Source organism: Bradyrhizobium huanghuaihaiense (assembly GCF_025200885.1).
GTDB lineage: Bacteria > Pseudomonadota > Alphaproteobacteria > Rhizobiales > Xanthobacteraceae > Bradyrhizobium > Bradyrhizobium huanghuaihaiense.
The window spans coordinates 5,810,752-5,829,106 of record NZ_CP104172.1; the positions used below are offsets into that span (position 1 = coordinate 5,810,752).

Consider the following 18,355-nt stretch of genomic DNA (forward strand, 5'->3'; position numbering starts at 1 on the left):
GTATCGTCGTCACGCGAAAAGGCTTGAAAGTCGGCGTGGCGCATCGGCGGCCTTTCGCCCCGCGAAACCTGATCCGAGGTATCCGCTCCCTTCCCTAGATCACCTTCACCTGGTTCGGGTTGCGCGCGGGGTCGCCCCAGAACGCATCGTTCTCGTATTTGCGCCAGAGATCGCCCGGCAGCACGGTCTTGCGACCCGGGGATTCCACGCGCTTGCCGACCTTGTGCAGACCCGGCGTACCGATCCTGCGGTCGAACTCCTCGGCGTCGAACTCGATGTTCTGGAAATCATGCGCGAACGGCTTCTCGCCGATGAACTCGTAGACCGCCGCGATCGCCCGCTCCGGCTGGCTGGTCAACGTCTCGTAGGTCAGCGCCAGCAGGCAGGCGGTCTGCTCGCCGCAAAACGCTTCGCGCAGCGCATTCCAGGCAAAGCCAACCATGCCGTTCGGGGCCGCCAAACCTTCCACGCGCGAATACACCGTGCTGCCCGGTTCGAAATTGAAGATGCCCGACGGCTGATACTTGTTCTTGCGAATAAGCCGCTCGACCGAATCCAGGATCCAGGGAATTTGGCGCACGCAGCAGATCACCTTGGCGCGCGGAAACAGATCGGTGATCAGTGGCAGCCGCGCGCACCAATTGCGGTTGGTGTCGAACACCACATGCCCTTTCGGCAGATCGGCGTAGTAGGTCGAGAAGATCGACTTGATGAGGTCCCGGCGCTGCTCGTCGGTGATGAAGATCGCGGTCTCGTTGCTCATGCTCATGCTGCGCAGCATGCCGTCGACCAGCGAGCCGACCGGGCCGGTCATCCCGGCACGAAAGCGCGGGTTCTGCCGCAATATGGCCGACAGCAGCGTCGAGCCCGCGCGCGGAAGTCCGGAGATGAAATGGATATCGCCTTGCATGATCCTGCAAACCTGACCGGAGATTCGTGACTAGACTACCAGAAAATCCCGCTGCTGCAGCAGGTTCGGGCTGATACCGTTCAGCGTGACCGAGTGAAGGGCATCGAGCGCGATGACGGTATCGGGCGGATTGCCGGCGTTGTGGGGATCGGCTGTGATCGCGGCCAGCGCTGCCGCCGCGTCTGCATAGACGGACTGGCTGAGCTGCAGAACGTCATGCGCCACGTCGAAATTGCTTATAGTCGCTGTGGCCGCCACCTGCGAATTGAACTGGAACACGTATGTATCGTTCGTACCCGAGGCCGTGAGGGCGGCGTTGGCCCCCTGCACCGTGACCGTGTGCGATCCGTCATTGTTGGTGACGTCCTGCGCGACCACGGCGCCATTTGCGTCATAGCTGACCAGAGACTTGGCGTAAGGCGGATTGGCGCCGAGATTGAAACTGGCGACCGTCTCATTGGCCGTCGACGGCATCAGCAGCGTGTTCAGATGCGCATCATCCGTCGGCGTCGTGTTCTGGAATTCGATTTCCAGCGGGCCTGAGCCGACGCCCTGCACCAGGATATGCGCCGTACCGCCAGAGACGGTGATAGCGATGTCGGCGTCGTGGCCGCCATTGACTGATGTCACCGACACCGCGTTGGGATCGACGCCTTCGATGTGGATGCGATCGTGCTCGCCACTGCCGGTCGCCCAGGAGAAGTCGGTAATCTTGTCGGTTACGCCCGCGGCAAGATCGGTGCCGCGGAAGAAGAACACGTCGTCGCCGGTCCCGCCGGTGAGACTATGCGCGCCGACACCGTAATGGATCACGTCGTCGCCGGAGCGATCCGGGCCGGCGGTCACGGTCGTGCTGTTTGCCGCAGAGTCGTAGACGAAATGGAAGTCCGACAGCGAGGCGATGTCGTCGCCGGTCACCGCAAGGCTGATCGATCCGCTCGTGCCGCTCAGCACCAGCACCCCGTTGCTGTAGCTTTCGCTCGTGGCATGGAAGCCATCAACGACGATCTGGTCACGCGTGCCGAAATGCTCGATCGCGTTGACGGGCGCGTTGGCCGCACTGAACTCCAGTGCGGCATGGCCCGCCGCCGAGAAGTCGATCGTGCCGGAGCCAGCCGCGCGGCTCGCGGTGAGGTCGAGCGTGCCGTTCTCGATCGTGACGCCGCCGGTGAACGTGTTCGTTGCCCCCAGCACCAGCGTTCCCTCGCCATCGAGCAGCAGATGTCCCGCGCCGGTCTGGCCGCTGGCATCATGCGAGCCGGTCATGTCGGCGATCACGTCGCTGATCGTGATGATGTGCGTCGCATCCGGCGCAAAGGTGATGGTCTGGTTGCCCTGAAGGAAGATGCCGCTGCCGAACGCCGAGCCTGCATGGGCGCCGGTCCAGGTCACGGCGGTGCCGCCAGTCACGCCGCCGTTCTGCTCGCTGCCGGAGCCGGCGAAGATGAGCGTGCCGCCCTGCTGCACGAAGATCGCGCCGCCGGCGCCGAGACCACCGCCGCCATAGCCGCCCGTGCCTCCGGCGCCGCCGCCAAAGCCGCCCGCACTGCCATAGCCGCCACCACCGCCGCCGCCGCCGAAACCACCGGCGCCGCCGCCATGCTGGCCGGCGCCGCCGCCGCCACCGAAGCCGCCGGCGCCGCCATATCCACCGATGAAGGACGGCCAGATAAAACCGCCGCCGCCGCCACCGCCGCCGAAGCCGCCCACACCGCCCGTGGCGATCGTGCTGCTGCCATTGACGGTGCCGACACCGCCCCCGATGCCACCGCCGCTGCCGGGGCCGCCGTATCCAGGAAGGCCGAAATAGACCGTGCTGGTGTAGAATCCGACACCCAGACCGCCGCCGCCGCCCTGTGCACCGCCAAGATAGGCCGGGTTCGTGCCGACGACCTGTCCGCCACCTGTGGCCGCGCCCACTGCGATGCCGGCACCAGCGCCTGTTCCGGCGTAATAGGGCCGCGGATGGCTGGCGCCGGATGCATGAATGCCAATTCCGCCACCGCCCTGGAAACCGCCGGCACCGCCGAGTCCACCGCCGCCGCCGTAAAGCGCAACACCCATGTAACCGATCGCGCCGCTGCTGTTGCCGCCGATTGCCTTGTCGTTGGCGAAATTGACGTTGGACAGCGTCACCGTGCCTGCCGATGCGATGAACAGGCCGCCGCCGAGGCCGGCGCCGCCGCCGCCACCGAAATTGCTGTCGCCGCCCTTCGCCACGGCATTGATGATGCTGAGATCGTCGATCTCGACGCTGCCGGCGTAGACGAACAGACCCGGGAGGCCGTGAGCGTCGAGCACATGGCCATGGCCGGCGATGGTGAGCGAGGCGCCCGGCGGAAGATTGAAGGCCGGCAACTGATCAGCGAGCTGCAGATCACCGACCACGTCGAACGTGTAGTGCGCGCCGGCTTGCGCGCTCGCACCGGAGACGTCGATCGCCGCGATCGCCTTGGCGAGATCGGCCGCCGAGGTGATGGTCCAGGTGTTTGCCACCGGCGTGACCGTGACGTTCGAGCCTGCCGATGCCGGTCCCGTGATGCCGTCGACGGTCGTCGCGGTCACCGTGATGCTGTGCGCGCCGCCGCTGACCGACTGGAATTCGCTATAAATGTCAAAATGGCCTGATACATCGACCGTGCCGGTGCCGATCACCGTGGTGCCATTGTCGGCATAGAGCTTGATGATGGTGCCGGCCTCGCCGCTGCCCTTCACCTCGACGCGCCCGACCGCGTCGGGCACCGAGAGCACCGACGCGACGACGGGCGCGGCGGGCGCCACGCTGGCGTCGAACGCAGCCGCGGGGCTGGCGTGACCGAGGCTGTCGGTCTGGATGACCGTGACGTGCTGGAGGCCGGGGCCGAGCAGCGCGCCCGCCGCCGGGTCGGTCGTCACGTCGAAATGACCTGATGCGTCGACCGCGCCGGTGCCGATCACGGTGTTGCCGAGCATCAGCGTGATCGTGTCGCCCGGCTGACCCGAGCCCTGGAGCTCGATGACGCCGTGATCCGCGGCGACCCCGACCTGGCTGATGCCGGTGACCGGAGCCGGATCGACATACATCGCAAAGCCGGTCGACGGCGCGCTGACGTCGGCGCCGGCCGCATCGGTGGCGGTCAGCGTATGATTGCCGTTCGCGAGCGCCACCGTGGTCGTGATGGTGAAGGTGCCGTCGGCTGCCACGATACCTGTGCCGATCGCGGTTGTGCCACCATCGGCATAGAGCGTGATGGTCTCGCCGACATGCTGGCCGGTGCCCTTGACGATGAAATCGTGGCTGGCATCGATCTGGGTCGCGACCAGCGGCGCCACCGAGGTGATGACGGGCGCCTTCGGCGTCACGTCGATCGCAACGCCCGCCGAGACGGGGCTCGTCAGATTGCTACTATTGGTCTCGGTCGTGGTGATGACGTGGTGACCGCCGGGCGCATCGACGCTGAAATCGAAATGCCCGGTCTGATCGACCACGCCCGAGCCGAGCAAGGTCGTGCCATCGGCATAGACCTTGACGGTCTCTCCCGCCTCGCCGGTGCCTTGAATTTCGATCGTCTGCGGCGCCGTCGCGATGACGGCCGAGATCACCGGCGCAGTCGGCAGGACGGTGACGTTGAACGCGGTGGAGAGCGTGCTGGTCAGGCCGTCGGCATCCGCTGCCGTCGCCCGCAAGGAATGGACGCCCTCGGCGAACGTGGCTGTGGTGACGATGTCGAAAACGCCGGCGCCATTGGCGACGCCCGATCCGACCACTGTGCTACCCTCATAGAGCGTGACGGTGCTGCCCGCCAGCGCATTGCCCTTGATCTCGACGGTGCCTCCGTTGACGCTCTGCCCGACGATCGAGGTGATCACGGGTGCCTGCGGATCGACGTGGAACGTGAACGGGATCGCCTGGTCGCTTATCAGGTTTGCGGAATCCTGCGCCAATGCGAGCAGCGTATAGTTGCCGTGGCCGATCGGCTGGGTCGCCGTGAAATCGAAATGGCCCGTGGCATCGGCCCTGCCGGAGCCGATGTACTGATCGCCGGACTGGTTGCGGACCCAGATGTTGATCGTGATGTTGGGATCGGCGCTGCCTGCCACCTCGATCCTGGCACCGTCGAGCGGCTGCCCGACCACCGCGATCACCGGGGCTTTCGGATGGACGTCGAAGGCGAGCACGCCCGACGGCGGGCTGACGAGGCCTTGCGCGTTGGTCTCGGTCACATTGAGCGTGTAGCGGCCGTCAGGCAGGTTCGGCGTGACGAAGTCGTAATTGCCGCTACCGTCCGTTGCCGTGGTGTATGTCAGGGAGCTGCCGCCGGGCCCGCTGACATGCAGCGTGACGGTCTGGTTCGGCTCGCCGCTGCCCTGCAGGTGCACGCCGACATTGGTGGCCAGCGCCGTCTGTCCGCGCGCCAGCGCGACCGACGGTGCGCTCGGCAGCACGTCGACGACGAGCGAGGCCGTGATCGGAGTTTGGCCGGCGACCGTCTGCGTTGCCGTGACATGATACTCGCCATCCGCAAGCGCCGAGGTCGAGAACGTGAAACGTCCGGAGCCATCCGGCGTGGCGGTGCCGACCTGATTGCCGTCGATGAAGATCTGCACGGTGCTGCCCGGCGCCCCGCTGCCGCTGAGCACGACCTGATTGCCGTTCAGCGGCTGGCCGACGAGCGTGATGTTCGGCGCGATGATCCCGGTCAGGGCGATGCCGCCGTTATAGGCCGTCACGTTGAACTGGGTGGTCGAGTAATTGAAGCTCGGGTCGAGATGAAGCTGGGCGCTGTGCGTGCCGTCGCTGATCGTGAGCACATTGCCGGCGCCGAGCGTCGCGGTCGCGCCGGCGGCGAAGCCGGCCAGCTTGATCGTGTCGCCGGGGAGGAAGCCGTCGATCTCATTGGTTGGAGTGGCGCCCTGATCGATGATCAGGGTCGCCTGCGCACCCGACTGGAAGGTGATCGCGCCGCTGCCGGCTGCATTGGCGGCGGCAAGCTCGACCGTGCCATGGTCGGCAAGCCGAACGCCGCCGGTCACGGTCTCCGCGACCGCGATCGTGAGCACGCCATAACCCGCGGCGCCAAAGTGCCCCGCCCCGCTGAAACCAGCCGACGCGATGGTGTAGGTGGCCGAGCCCGACACGGTCAGGGAGTCGTTGATGAGCGAAGCAGGCAGCGTCAGCGCGCTGCTGCCGGTGATGTCGATGATCGTTGCTGCGATCGCGTCCAGCACGACCGTGCCAGCGCCGTCGATATGGAGCGTGCCGGTCATGTTGCCGGCGATCGAATCGGAAATATGGATCGTCTGCCCGAGCGAGGGAGCCAGCGTGACATTGCTCGATGCGGTGAAGAGGCCCGCGCCGATGCCAGCGCCGTTGGCGCCGGCGTTCCCACCCGCGCCGCCGAGGCCGCCCTGCACCGCGTTGCCGGCAACGGATGTGCTGCCGCCAATGGTCAGCGAGCCGCCGGAGGCGACGAAGATGCCGCCGCCAAGGCCGGCGCCGCCGCCACCGCCGCCGCCGTGCTCCCTGTTGTTGCTGTCAGATCCGGCTCTGCCGCCGGCGCCTGCGCCGTAGCCGCCGGAGCCGCCCGGATATTGAAACTGTAACTGCCAGGGACCATATCCGCCGCCGCCGCCGCCACCCAGGCCGCCGCCGCCGCCGAAGCCGCCGCCCGACGTGTTCCAGTTGCCGCCATCGCCGCCCGTCTTGATTCCGGTCAACCCACCATTGGTGGCGCCGCCACCGCCGCCCCGGGATCCGAAATTGGAGTAAAGCCCTTGGCCAGCGCCGCCATTGCCACCGACGGCCTGGTTGCTCAGCACGTTGACGTTGGTCAGCGTGGCCGTGCCGCCACTGCCGATGTAAAATGCGCCGCCCGCGCCGAGACCGCCGCCGCCGCCGCCGCCAGCCGCCGCCGCGTGGCCGAGATTGGTGATGCCGGCAAAGCCGTCCTGACCGCGCTCGACCATGTGCTGCATGGTGAGGTTATCAAAGGTGACGACGCCGGACTGAACAGTGAAGCCGCCATAGAGGTTGCCGCCGTCGATGGTGTGGCCGTTGCCTTCGAAGGTCAGCGTGTCTCCGGCCGCGATCGTCAGGAACGGCAGCACCGCGCTCAGGTTCAGGTCCGCGGTGAGATTGATGACGTAGTTGACGGGCAGACCCGAGATCGGATTGCCGTCGATGGTCTGGATGGCGGTGACGAGCTCGGCCGCCGTCGAGACGTTGTAGACCGGCTTGATCGTCAGCGTGCCTGTACCGGTGTGGGTGATGGCCTGCTGGCCGTGGAATTCGCCCTGCAACAGCACATTGCCCGCCCCCGACACGTTGATGGCGGTGGCCGTGATGTCGTTGAGCACGGTGACATTGCCGGAGCCGGAAATGTTGAGGACGCCGGTTCCGATGCCCTGCGTCAGCACGACGATGCCGGACGCGTAGATGTTGAAGGTACCTTGCGTGCCTGCGACGAACTGATCGATCGTGAGAGTTTGTCCGGCGTTTGAGGTCAGGCCGATGGTGCCGCCGTAGTTGAAGAGATCGTTGCCGATGCCCTGGCCCGCGGTCCCGCTGGTGCCCCACAGGCTGCCGCCGGCTGCGCCGCCCGTTGCGCCATTGTTGGAGAAGGTCCAGTCGGTGATGTTCAGTGCACCGCCGGAAGCGACGAAGACCGCGCCACCGAGGCCCGCGCCGCCGCCACCACCGCCGCCGCCGCCTCCGCCTCCAGAGGTTCCAGTGCCGCCCATGCCGGCGCCGTAGCCGCCGGCGCCGCCACCGCCGGGCGGAAAGGATGTGACCGGACTACGTCCGCCACCGCCACCGCCACCGCCACCACCGAAACCGCCGCCGCCTCCGTTGGCGGTGAAATGACCACCCGCCCCGCCATAGCCGAATCCCAGCTGGCCCGGGCTCGATGCGCCTCCCGTTGTAACACCCTGGTCGCCATTCGGCACGCTCGGTGCGTAGATGCCGCCCTGACCGCCATTTCCGCCGAAGACATGATTGTCGGTGAAAGCGACATCGGTCAGTGTCGCCGAGCTGCCGGCACCTATGAACAGCGCGCCGCCCGCACCGAGTCCACCACCGCCGCCGCCATACTTCGATGCAGTTCCCGGTGACGACCCGTCACCGCCGTGCCGGACGAAGTCGGCGACGGTCAGATGATCGATCGTCACGTCGCCGGATTGCAGGACGAAGCCGGAATAGGTGGCGGCGCCGTCGATCTCATGGCCGAGGCCATGGATCGTCAGCGTGTCGCCGCTGGCGAGATTGATGTCGGGCAGCGCGCCGTCCAGCGTGAAGCTTCCGACGATGTCGATCTCGTAGTTCTGGTTGGTGGCGGAGAACACACCGCCGACGCTGATCTCGTTGATCGCACGGACGAGCTGCGCCGCGGTCGACACACGGTAGACCGGCGCCTCGTTGAGGATGACCTCGGTGCCGCCGGCACCATCGGACACCAGCACGAATCCGTGCGGCGCGAGATTCTGCTGGGCCGGATCGAAATGAATGGTTGCGACCGGCGTGCCGCCGGGCCCGGTCAGCGTCAGCACGTTGTTGGCGAAGCTGCCGATGCCCGTCGCGGTGACCGAGGCAAGGTCGATGGTGTCGCCAACGCCGAAGCCGTGCACGACGGCGCTCGGCATCGCGCCTGTGACGGACAGGGTCTGCATCCCCGTGCCGAAGTTGATCGATTGAACACCCGACAGCCCACCCTGGAAGGCGGCGACATTGTCGCCGTCGCCGAGATCCAGCGAGCCCGCCAGTGAGACCGACGCGGTGAAGGTGACAGTGATGATCTGGGCGCCGAATGCGAGATCGCCGCTGCCGCTGAACGCATTGCCGAACGTGCCGGAATGGGCAATGACGAGGTCACCATTGTCGACGACGGCGCCGCTGCCAAGCGTCCCCTGGCCGCCGAGTGTGAGCTTGGCGCCCGCATCGATCGTGGTGCCGCCGACATAGGAATTGGCGCCGTCGAACTCGACGGTGCCCGGCCCCTTGATCTCGATCGAGACACTGCCGCCGTTGCCGCCCTGGTCGGCAATCCCGTCGGCAATCGTGATCGCATTGCCGGACGTCGGCGCGAGAACGATCGACTGATTGCCCTGGAAGAAGATGCCGCTGCCGAGCCCCTGGCCAGCGCCGGGCATATCGTACAACTGATGAGCAGCCTGGATCGCGCCCGCAGCGCCGCCGGCGACGGAGCCGCCGGACAGCGAGCCGCTCTCGAGGATCAGGGTGCCGCCTTCCTGGACGAAGACCCCGCCGCCGGCGCCAAGGCCGCCGCCGCCGACGTCGCCGATCCGCGACTGGAATCTCCCGTCGGCAAGATAAGCGAGCGCGACGCCGCCATTGCCGGCGCCGAATCCGCCGAGGCCATCGTGACCGCGGAACCCGCCGCCGCCACCGCCGCCGCCGAAGCCGCCATTGCCGCCGGCACTGTTGTCGCCGCCGCCGTAGGAGTTATTGCTATTGTAGCCGCCACCGGCACCGCCGCCGCCGCCGAAACCGCCCTGCGCACCGGCGCTTCCGGCTTTCAGGTTAGCGCGAAAGCCGCCGCCGCCGCCGCCACCACCGCCAAAGGCGCCGGAGGCCGGGGACGATCCGCGATACGACGTCGCTCCTGCGCCGCCTCCGCCCGGAAGATTCGACAGGCCGACTCCGCCGCCGGCGCCGCCCGCATAGCCCCAGCCGGTCAAGCTCTGGTAGTGATTGAGATGGTACACCCCAGTCGTGGAGCCGGCGGCTCCATCGATGCCCATGCCGCCGCCGCCGGCGCCGCCTTGCCATAGCCGGGCCGCCGAGTTCACGCCGCCGCCGTCACCGCCATGCGCCGCGTTGTCGAGGAAGGTCACGTTGGCGATCGTCGCCGACGCGCCGGCCGCGACGAACAGGCCGCCGCCGAGCCCGGCGCCGCCGCCGCCACCGCCAATGCCGCCATCGCCGCCTTGCGCCAGCGTGTGCGCGATCGTGAGATTCTGGATTCTCACGTTGCCGGCATATTCGAAGAAGCCGCGATGGGTGCCGGCGCCGTCGAGCTTGAAGCCGGCGCCGTCGATCAGCAGCGAGCTGCCGGTGTCAAGATTGATCGCCGCGAGCTGCGTCGACGCCGCGAGCGAGGCCAGCGAGATGTCGCTGGCGAAGTGGATCGTGTAGGCGACGTTCTTCGCGTAGGACGTGCCGCCCTGGCTGATCGCGGTGAGCGCTGCGCTGAGCTCTGCGGCGGAGCTGACGTTGAAGGTAGTCTGGATGGCGACGACCTTGGTGCCGCCCTGGCCGTCGCTCGTCACGCCGAACGGGCCAAGAGCCTGCGCCGGATCGAAGTGCAAGGTCGCGACAACAGCGCCGCCGGCGTCCTTCAACGTCACGACGTTGCCGGCATCAACGGAAGCCGTGGTCGCCACCACCGACCGGAGGTCGATGACGTCGCCATTGGCAAAGCCCGTGATGATCTGGGTCGGCACGCCGTGCTCGAACACGGCCGTCCCGCCCGACGTCCCGAAGTTGATCGTGCCGCTGCCCGTGATCGATCCGGCGAAATCTGCGTTCGCGGCATTGATGGTGACGGTGCCGTTGTTGACCACCGTGCCCTGGAAGATCGCGGACGCGTTGATGTTCAGCGCGCCGTTGTCGGTGACGGTGTTCGCAAAGGTCGTCGCCGCATTGACGTTCAGCGCGCCGCTGTCGGTGACCGTGCTCGCGAATGTCGTGACAGCATTGACGTTGAGCACGCCGCTGTCGGTGACCGCGCCGGCAAAGGTCGTTGCCGCGTTGACGTTGAGGACACCGCCGTCGCTGACCGTGCTGGCAAACGTCGTTGCAGCGTTGACGTTCAGGGTGCCGTTATCGGTGACCGCGCCCGTTCCCAGCCCGCCGGCCGCCTCGATGTTGAGCGTGGCGCCGGCGTCGACGACGGTCGTGCCGACATAGCTGTTCGCCGCGGCGAAATGTACGATGCCGCTACCGGAGATCTCGACATTGCCGGTGCCGCCATTGCCATGCTGATCGGCGATGACGTCGGAGATGGTGAGATCATCGCCGGAGGCCGGCGCGAAGGTGACCGTCTGGTTGCCCTGGACGAAGATGCCGGAGCCGAGCGCCTGGCCGCCTTGCGCGGCCGTGCCGATGGTCCCAGCGGCACCGCCAGCGACGGTGCCTCCCGACAGCGAGCCGCCGCCGACGATGAGATGTCCACCTTCCTGGACAAAGATGTCACCGCCGGCGCCAAGACCGCCGCCGCCAACCCCAAGCAGACCGGAGCTGCCATGGCCGCCACCGGCGCCGCCGCCATAGCCGCCAGCGCCGCCAAAATATCCGCCGCCTCCGCCACCACCGAACCCGCCGGCGCCGCCGGTGGTGTGCAGTCCGGCCGAGCCGCTCGCCCCACCGCCGCCGCCACCGCCGAAGCCGCCATTGCCGCCATTCGTGCCCAGCCGCGAGATTTGGGACGTATCGATGGCGTTCATGTAGCTGTAGAAGCCGCCACCGCCGCCACCGCCGAACCCGCCGGTTGCAGCCGGCGTGTAGTTGGTGAAGCTTCCGCCGGTCCACGCGCCGCCGGCACCGCCATGCGCAAGCCCAGCTTGGCCGGGAATGTTGAGTCCGACGCCGCCGCCGGCCGTACCGTCGAACGCCGTTGCGACGTAGGTGTGATGGCCTTGCGGCCCTCGTGACGTATCGTGCCGATATTGTCCGGTGTTGGCGCTGGCGGACGATCCCATGCCGCCGCCGCCGGCGCCCCTGTTCGCGCCACCGTCGAGGCTGCCGCCGTTGCCGCCGACCGCCCTGTCGCCGCTGAAGCTGACGTCGCTGATCGAAACCGTCGCGCCCGCCGCCACGAACAGGCCGCCGCCCAATCCGGCGCCACCGCCGCCGCCCTGCGTGCCTCCGGCGCCGCCCTGCGCCAGCGTGTGGTTGATGGCGAGATTGTCGATCGCGACATTGCCGCCGTACACGAACAGGCCGCGATAGAGGTTGCCGCCATCCAGCGTATGTCCGCCGCCGTGGATGACGAGCGAGCTGCCGCTGGCGAGATTGATTGCCGTCAGATTGGCGCCGAGCGAAGTGATCGAGATGTCGGCCGCGAGCTCGATCGAGTAGCTCGTGTTGGCAGCCGCTGCCGAGCCACCCTGGCTGACGGCGAGCAGCGCCGCGTTGAGCTCGGCCGCGTTGTGGACGGTGTAGACGTTGGCCGGCCTGATCACCGTGCCGGTGCCGGCGCCATCGGTTGCAAACGCGAAGCCGAAGGTGGGGCCGCTGAAGTGCAGGTTGGCAGTGTTGGTGCCGTCGGTGACCGTCAGGATGCCGGTCGCCGCATTGAACGACTGCGAGAACTGCGCGGAATTGTGGTTGATCCCGACCAGGTCGATGGCGTCGGTGGCGCCGCTGAAGCCGGTGATGGTGCCGGCGAAGCTGGCGGGATGATCGATCTTCAGCGTGCCCGACGAACCGCTGAAAGTGACCGTCTGCCCGGCGCCGACATTGCCGCCGAACTCGACCGTGCCGTTGTTGTCGACGATCACCGCGCCCGACCCGGTGACGTTGCCGGCCACCACCAGCGTGCCGCCACCTTCCGCCTTCAGCGTGCCGGAATTGGTGACACTGCCGGCGAGATCGAGCGTGCCGGCCTTGGCATCGATGGTGCCGGTGTTGGTCAGCGCGGTCGAGATCGCCGTGGTGCCGCCGCCGGTCTTTTCATAGCTGCCGGCGACATTGACCGTGCCGGTGCCCGCGCTGGAGGAAATGTTGAAAGCCGTGCCGCTGGCGGACGCATCGGTGAAGGTGACGCCGGCGTCGATCTTGAGCACCGCGCCGTTGTTGAGATGCAGCGTATCGCCGGAAAACGCCCCGCTGTGCGCGGAGCCGTGCAGTTCCAGCGTTCGGCCGTCGAGCGTGAACGTCTGGTTGTTGGCGTTGAAGAACGTCGCAAGTCCATTGACGACCGTCGCGCCGCTGCCGCTCTCGGTGCCGCCGGTGAACGTCGCCCCGTTGGCGTCGGTCAGCGTTCCCGTGCCGGACAGCGTGCCGCCCGACTGGCTCAGGCTGTGGATGGTCTCAGAGACGCCGCCGAGATCGACATTGCTGGTAATGACGAAGTCGCTGCTGACGGCGACGTTGACGGTAACCCCTGGCGTGGTCAGGCTGCCATCGGTCGCGGTGACCGTAACGCTTGCCGAGGGGTTTTGGGTCGCGTCGTTGACGAAGATCACCTGGCCCGCCGCAAGCTGGGCCTGGGTGAAGCTGGTGATCGCCACGCTAGGGGCGCCCGACAGCGCCACGTAGCCGTGAACGGTACTACTGACGTTGAACGTCAGCTGACTCGCCGTATTGTCGATATCAGCAGCGCTGAGGTCGGCGGTGGTGATCACCGTCGACGTCCCCTGCAGCAGCGAGGCCGCCGCGTCGCCGGAGAGCACCGGCGCATCGTCGGTGCCGGCAATCGTGATGGTGATGACCTGCGTGCTGCCGGCCGTCGTGGTGACGGTGAAGGTGTCAGTAAGAGCGGCGCCGGCATTCAGCGCCTGGACCGTGGCATTGCTGTTGTTGAGCGTGTAGGTCCACACCCCACCTGACGTCAGGACGTACGTCCCATAGCCGCCGGTGCTGGCCGTCGCGGAAGCAACCGCGACAAAAGCCCCCGTGGCGGTCGTCAGCGTGCCGGTGGTGACCGGCGTTCCCGGCGTGCCGTTGTTGACGCCGCCCGCCTCGGTGACCGCGCCGGTGATTGCACCGGTCACCGCGGCCGTATCGTGAGCGCCATTGATGGTGATCGTCACCACCTGCACGGTGCCATCGATGGTGGTCACCGTGAACGTGTCGGTCAGAACAGCGCCGACATCGAGCGCCTGCACCGTCGGATTGTTGTCGTCGAGCGTGTAGGTCCACACACCGCCCGAGGTCATCGTGTAGGTGCCGTAGCCGCCGGCGCTCGCCGCCGGCGTGCCGACCGCGGTGAACGTATTGGCCGGATTGTCGACGTCGCTGTCGATCAGCGTGCCCGTTGCGACCGGCGTTCCCGGCGTGCCGTTGTTGATGCCGCCCGCCTCGATCACCGCGCCGCTTGTGGTGCCCGACACCACCGCCGCGTCATTGGCGCCGTTGATGGTGATCGTCACCACCTGCGCGGCGCCGTCGATGGTCGTCACAGTGAACGTGTCGGTCAGCGTTGCGCCGGCGTTGAGCGCCTGCACCGCGGAGTTGCCGTTGTCGAGCGTATACGTCCACACGCCCCCCGACGTCATCGTGTAGGTGCCGTAACCGCCGGCGCTCGCCGTTGCCGTGCTGACCGCGGTAAAGGTGTTGGACGGATTGTCGACGTCGCTGTCCGTCAGCGTGCCCGTTGCGATCGCTGTTCCCGGCGTGCCGTTGTTGAGCCCGCCCGCCTCGGTCGCCGCGCCGCTGCCGGTGCCCGACACCACCGCCGTGTCATTGGCGCCGTTGATGGTGATGGTCACCACCTGCGCCGTACCATCGATGGTCGTCACCGTGAACGTGTCGGTCAACGTTGCGCCGGCGTTGAGCGCCTGCACCGCGCTGTTGCCGTCATCGAGATGATAGGTCCATGCCCCGCCCGAGGTCATGGTGTAGGTGCCGTAGCCGCCGGCGCTCGCCGTGGGCGTCGCGACCGCGGTAAAGGTGTTGGCCGGGTTGTCGATGTCGGAGTCCGTCAGCGTGCCAGTCACGCTCGGCGTGCCCACGACCGCGTTGCCGACGCCACCCGCTTCGATCACCAAACCCGCGCTCGTGCCCGACACGACCGCAGAATCATTGGTGCCAAGGATCTTGACGGTGACGGACGAGGTCGTGCCGTCCCAGCTCGTCACGGCGAAAGTGTCGGTATAGGTCTGGCCGGCGACGAATTCGTCATGTGCCGAACTCGCGACATAGCTCCAGGCGCCGTTCGGACCAACCGTGAAGGTGCCGTATTGCCCGGGCGTGCCCGCCTGCGCCACGAAGGTTTCGGGACTGTCGACGTCGTGGATCGCCAGCGTGCCGTTCGTCGACAGCACTGAATCGGTCTCGCTCAGGTTGACTGAATCCGCCGAGAGCACCGCGGCATCGTTGGCGCCGTTGATGGTGATCGTGACCACCTGCGCGGTGCCGTCGATGGTCGTCACCGTGAACGTGTCGGTCAGCGTCCCGCCGGCATTGAGCGCCTGAACCGCGCTGTTGCTGTTGTCGAGATTGTAAGTCCAGACGCCGCCCGACGTCATGGTGAAGGTGCCGTAACCGTGGTCACTCGCCGTGGCTGTCCCGACCGCGGTGAAGGTGTTGGCGGGATTGTCGACGTCGGTGTCCGTCAGCGTGCCGGTCGCGCTTGGCGTCCCCGCCACCGCGTTGGCGACGCCGCCCGCTTCGGTCACCGAGCCGGTGCTGATGCCCGAGACCGCAGCCGGATCGTTAACCGGCCGCACGACGATATCGACGGTCGCCACGTTGGAATCGGCGAGGCCGTCATTGACCTTGTAGGTGAAGCTGTCGGTGCCGTTGTAGTCGGCGACCGGCGCGTAGGTGAACGAGCCGTCGGCATTCAGCGTCAGCGTGCCATGGGCCGGACCGTTGACGAGGATCGGGTGAAGCGCATCGCCATCGGGGTCGCTCGCCCTGGCCAGCACACCCGTGCCCGGCACCACCAGCACATGGTCTTCGTCGGTCGTGTAGCTGTGCGCGACGGCCAACGGCGCGTCGTTGGTGCCGTTGATGGTGATCGTGACATATTGCGTGGCGCTGGTCGCGGTGCCGTCGCCGACCACGACCGCATAGGTCAGCGTGAGCGCCTGGCCCTGCTTCAGGAAATCGAGGTCTGCCGCGGCCGGCTGGTAGGTCCAGCCGAACGTCGTGGCGGAGCCGGTCGACAGGTGACCGGTGGAGTCGATCGCAAAGGCGGCATTGTCGGTGAGCGCCAGCGCGCCGGCCGGCAGATTGAAGGCGTGCCCGTCGAGGCTCACCACGGGCGCGCCGACCACCGAAGCTGTCAGCGTGTCGCCGACGTCGCGGTCGCTGGCCGAGATCGAGCCCGCCAGCGAAATGACCTGCGCATGGGCATCGGCCGCCTCGTTGACCGCCGCGGTGTCGCCCGTCACCACGGGCACGTCGTTGGTGCCGGCGATGGTGATGGTCAGGGTCTGCCGGTTGCTGGTGATGAGCCCGTCGCTGACGTCGACCGTGTAGGTCAGGACCAGGCTCTGCCCTTCCCGCAGGAAATCCAGGTTGGCCGCGGAGACATCATAGGTCCAGCCAATGCCGGCAGTGCCGCCGTTCGAGGTGCCCGCATGGAATGACAGTGCGTTGTTGATCAGCGACGCCGCCCCTGCCGGCAGGGCGAAGGCGTGGCCATCGAGGGTCACGACCGGCGGGCCAACGATCGAAGCCGTCAGCGTATCGCCGATGTCGGGATCGGTCACCGGCACGGTGCCCGTCAGCGCGATGTGCTGCGCGGCGGCGTCAGCCGATTCCGTGGTGCCCCCCGATGCAGCGGCCAGCACGGGCGCATCCTCGTCGCCAGTCATCGTGATGGTGACGTTCCGGCTCGCCAGCCCGCCATGACCATCGCTGACGGTCACGGCATAGGTCTCCGTGACGCTCTGCCCGGCTCGCAGGAACTGGACGTCCGCGTTGTCGACGAGATATTGCCACGTCGCCTGCCCGCCGAGGCCATTGACGGTGTCGGCGGCCAGATGCGCGCTCATGGTCCCGAGCGCCAGTCCGCCTGCGCGGGTCGAGCTGACGAAGCTGGCCGAGACGACATGCGCGTCCGTCAGATCGACGTCCGTGAACGCGATCGTGCCGCCGGCATGCAGCCGCCCCTGGGCATCGAGCGCCGTATCCTCCTGCACCGCGCCGGTTCTCTGCGCAGCGCCGATGACCGGCGCGTCGTCGACCGCACTGACCGTCAGCTCGCGGGTGGCGATGGTCGTGTCGTGCCCGCCGTGAACGGTGCCGTCCGGGTCCTGCACCGTCACCGTCAACGTGCGGGTCAACGGCGACGGGTTGTCGCTGGTGTCGGTGTAGAAGACCGCTCGCAACGCGGCCGCAAAATCCGCAACCGTCGGCTGCTGGCCGGCCTTCGCCGTCAACGTCAGCGTGCCGGAAGCCGCATCGAACCTGCCCTCGATCAGCGCGGTGTTCGTAAACGACAGGATGTCTTCGCCCGGCTGATAGTTGCCGGTGATCCGGACCGTCGCCTGCAGCAAAGTGTGGCTATCCGGATCAGACAGCGTCAGCGCCGGCGCAATCGCGACTGGCGTTTGCTCGAACGCAGCCAACGGCGCCGATCCGGATTTGAAAGATAGCGAGGGCGGATCATTGACCGCCGGCGCCGGGGTCGATCCATTTCCGGGACCGGCTCCGCCGCTTGCACCTCCGGGCATATGCGGGGCGACGTCCGCACCGGTGCTGACCGGCGGGCCGTGGCCGGAAGCTCCATCAGGCAGAGACCACGGCGCGCTCCCCCCCGTGTTGTACGAGACAGGTGGAGGAGACGACGAACCGTGCGTACCGGCACCGTTCGGCGAGTCGCTGCTATAGCGGTTCGCAAGGTTCTTGATCTGCAGAATGTTGTTCAACGCATCCAGCTCGTCTGCCCTATCGGCGTCCGTCTTTACCTGCTCGCTGGTTGCTATCTGAGCTGGACCGGTCGGCTTCAGCTCCAGCTTGCCGCCTTCGCTGCTGATGGTTGCAATGGCATTGCCGTTCCGATCGTAGGCGGTCGCCTGATGCTGCCCGTCGTTCTGATGAAAGATGGACAGCCTGACCGATCCATCGTCCGGGGAGATCTCGCCGCCACCGGCCGAGCCTGCAATCCTTGCCGAACCGATCGGCGTTCCAATCCGCATGTCGCCCGACTCGGCAATCTTACCGGAAGCGAAACTGAACGATCCCTGGATGAGATCGAAGACTTCCAGATTGGCGCTGCCATGCGGGTCGAATCTGAATTCACTCAGTACGAGGCGCGAACCATGCCCGATCTGGAACGCGCTGCCGTCGTTGAAAACCAGGCCAGCCGCGCCCCCGCTGTCGGTCTGGACCACGTCTCCCTTGAGCAGCACGTCGCCGTTGTTGAGCGCCACCACGACGCCGTTGCGCAGGATCGTCACCTGGCCTTCGACCCGTACCGCGTGTCCGATAACCTGCATCGACGACGACGGCGCGTCTTTGGCAGCGTACTGTCCGGGAGTAACAGGCCCGGCCAACACAGCGACGATTTCGCCGCTTAGCCTGGCACCATCCGGCGACCGCAGCGCGTGCAGGTTTTCCGATTTGAAATAGCCGGCAACTACGTGGCTCTTTCCGTCTGAACCCGTCAGCACCAGATCATCGCCGGCGCGCTTCAATTCCGCGTTGAGGAGATGCGTGTCCTGAATCGCGGAGGCAGACGCGTCCGACGCGCCCTCGGCCGAAAGCTCTTGCGAAATAGAGAGCGAAAAATATCGATCACTGCCGACATGCAGCATCATTCATTCCATCTG

2 protein-coding genes are annotated in these 18,355 nt (G+C 67.0%); both read right to left on the reverse strand.

What is annotated here, in order from left to right; translation table 11 throughout:
* Positions 1–94: 94 nt before the first annotated feature.
* Positions 95–910: a sulfotransferase family protein gene (locus tag N2603_RS27885; RefSeq protein WP_018642966.1), complete on the reverse strand. Its 816-nt coding sequence runs from the start codon at positions 908–910 to the stop codon at positions 95–97.
* A 30-nt stretch (positions 911–940) separates the two neighbouring features.
* Positions 941–18,343: a VCBS domain-containing protein gene (locus N2603_RS27890; RefSeq protein ID WP_260424448.1), complete on the reverse strand. Its 17,403-nt coding sequence runs from the start codon at positions 18,341–18,343 to the stop codon at positions 941–943.
* Between the last annotated feature and the right edge of the window lie 12 nt (positions 18,344–18,355).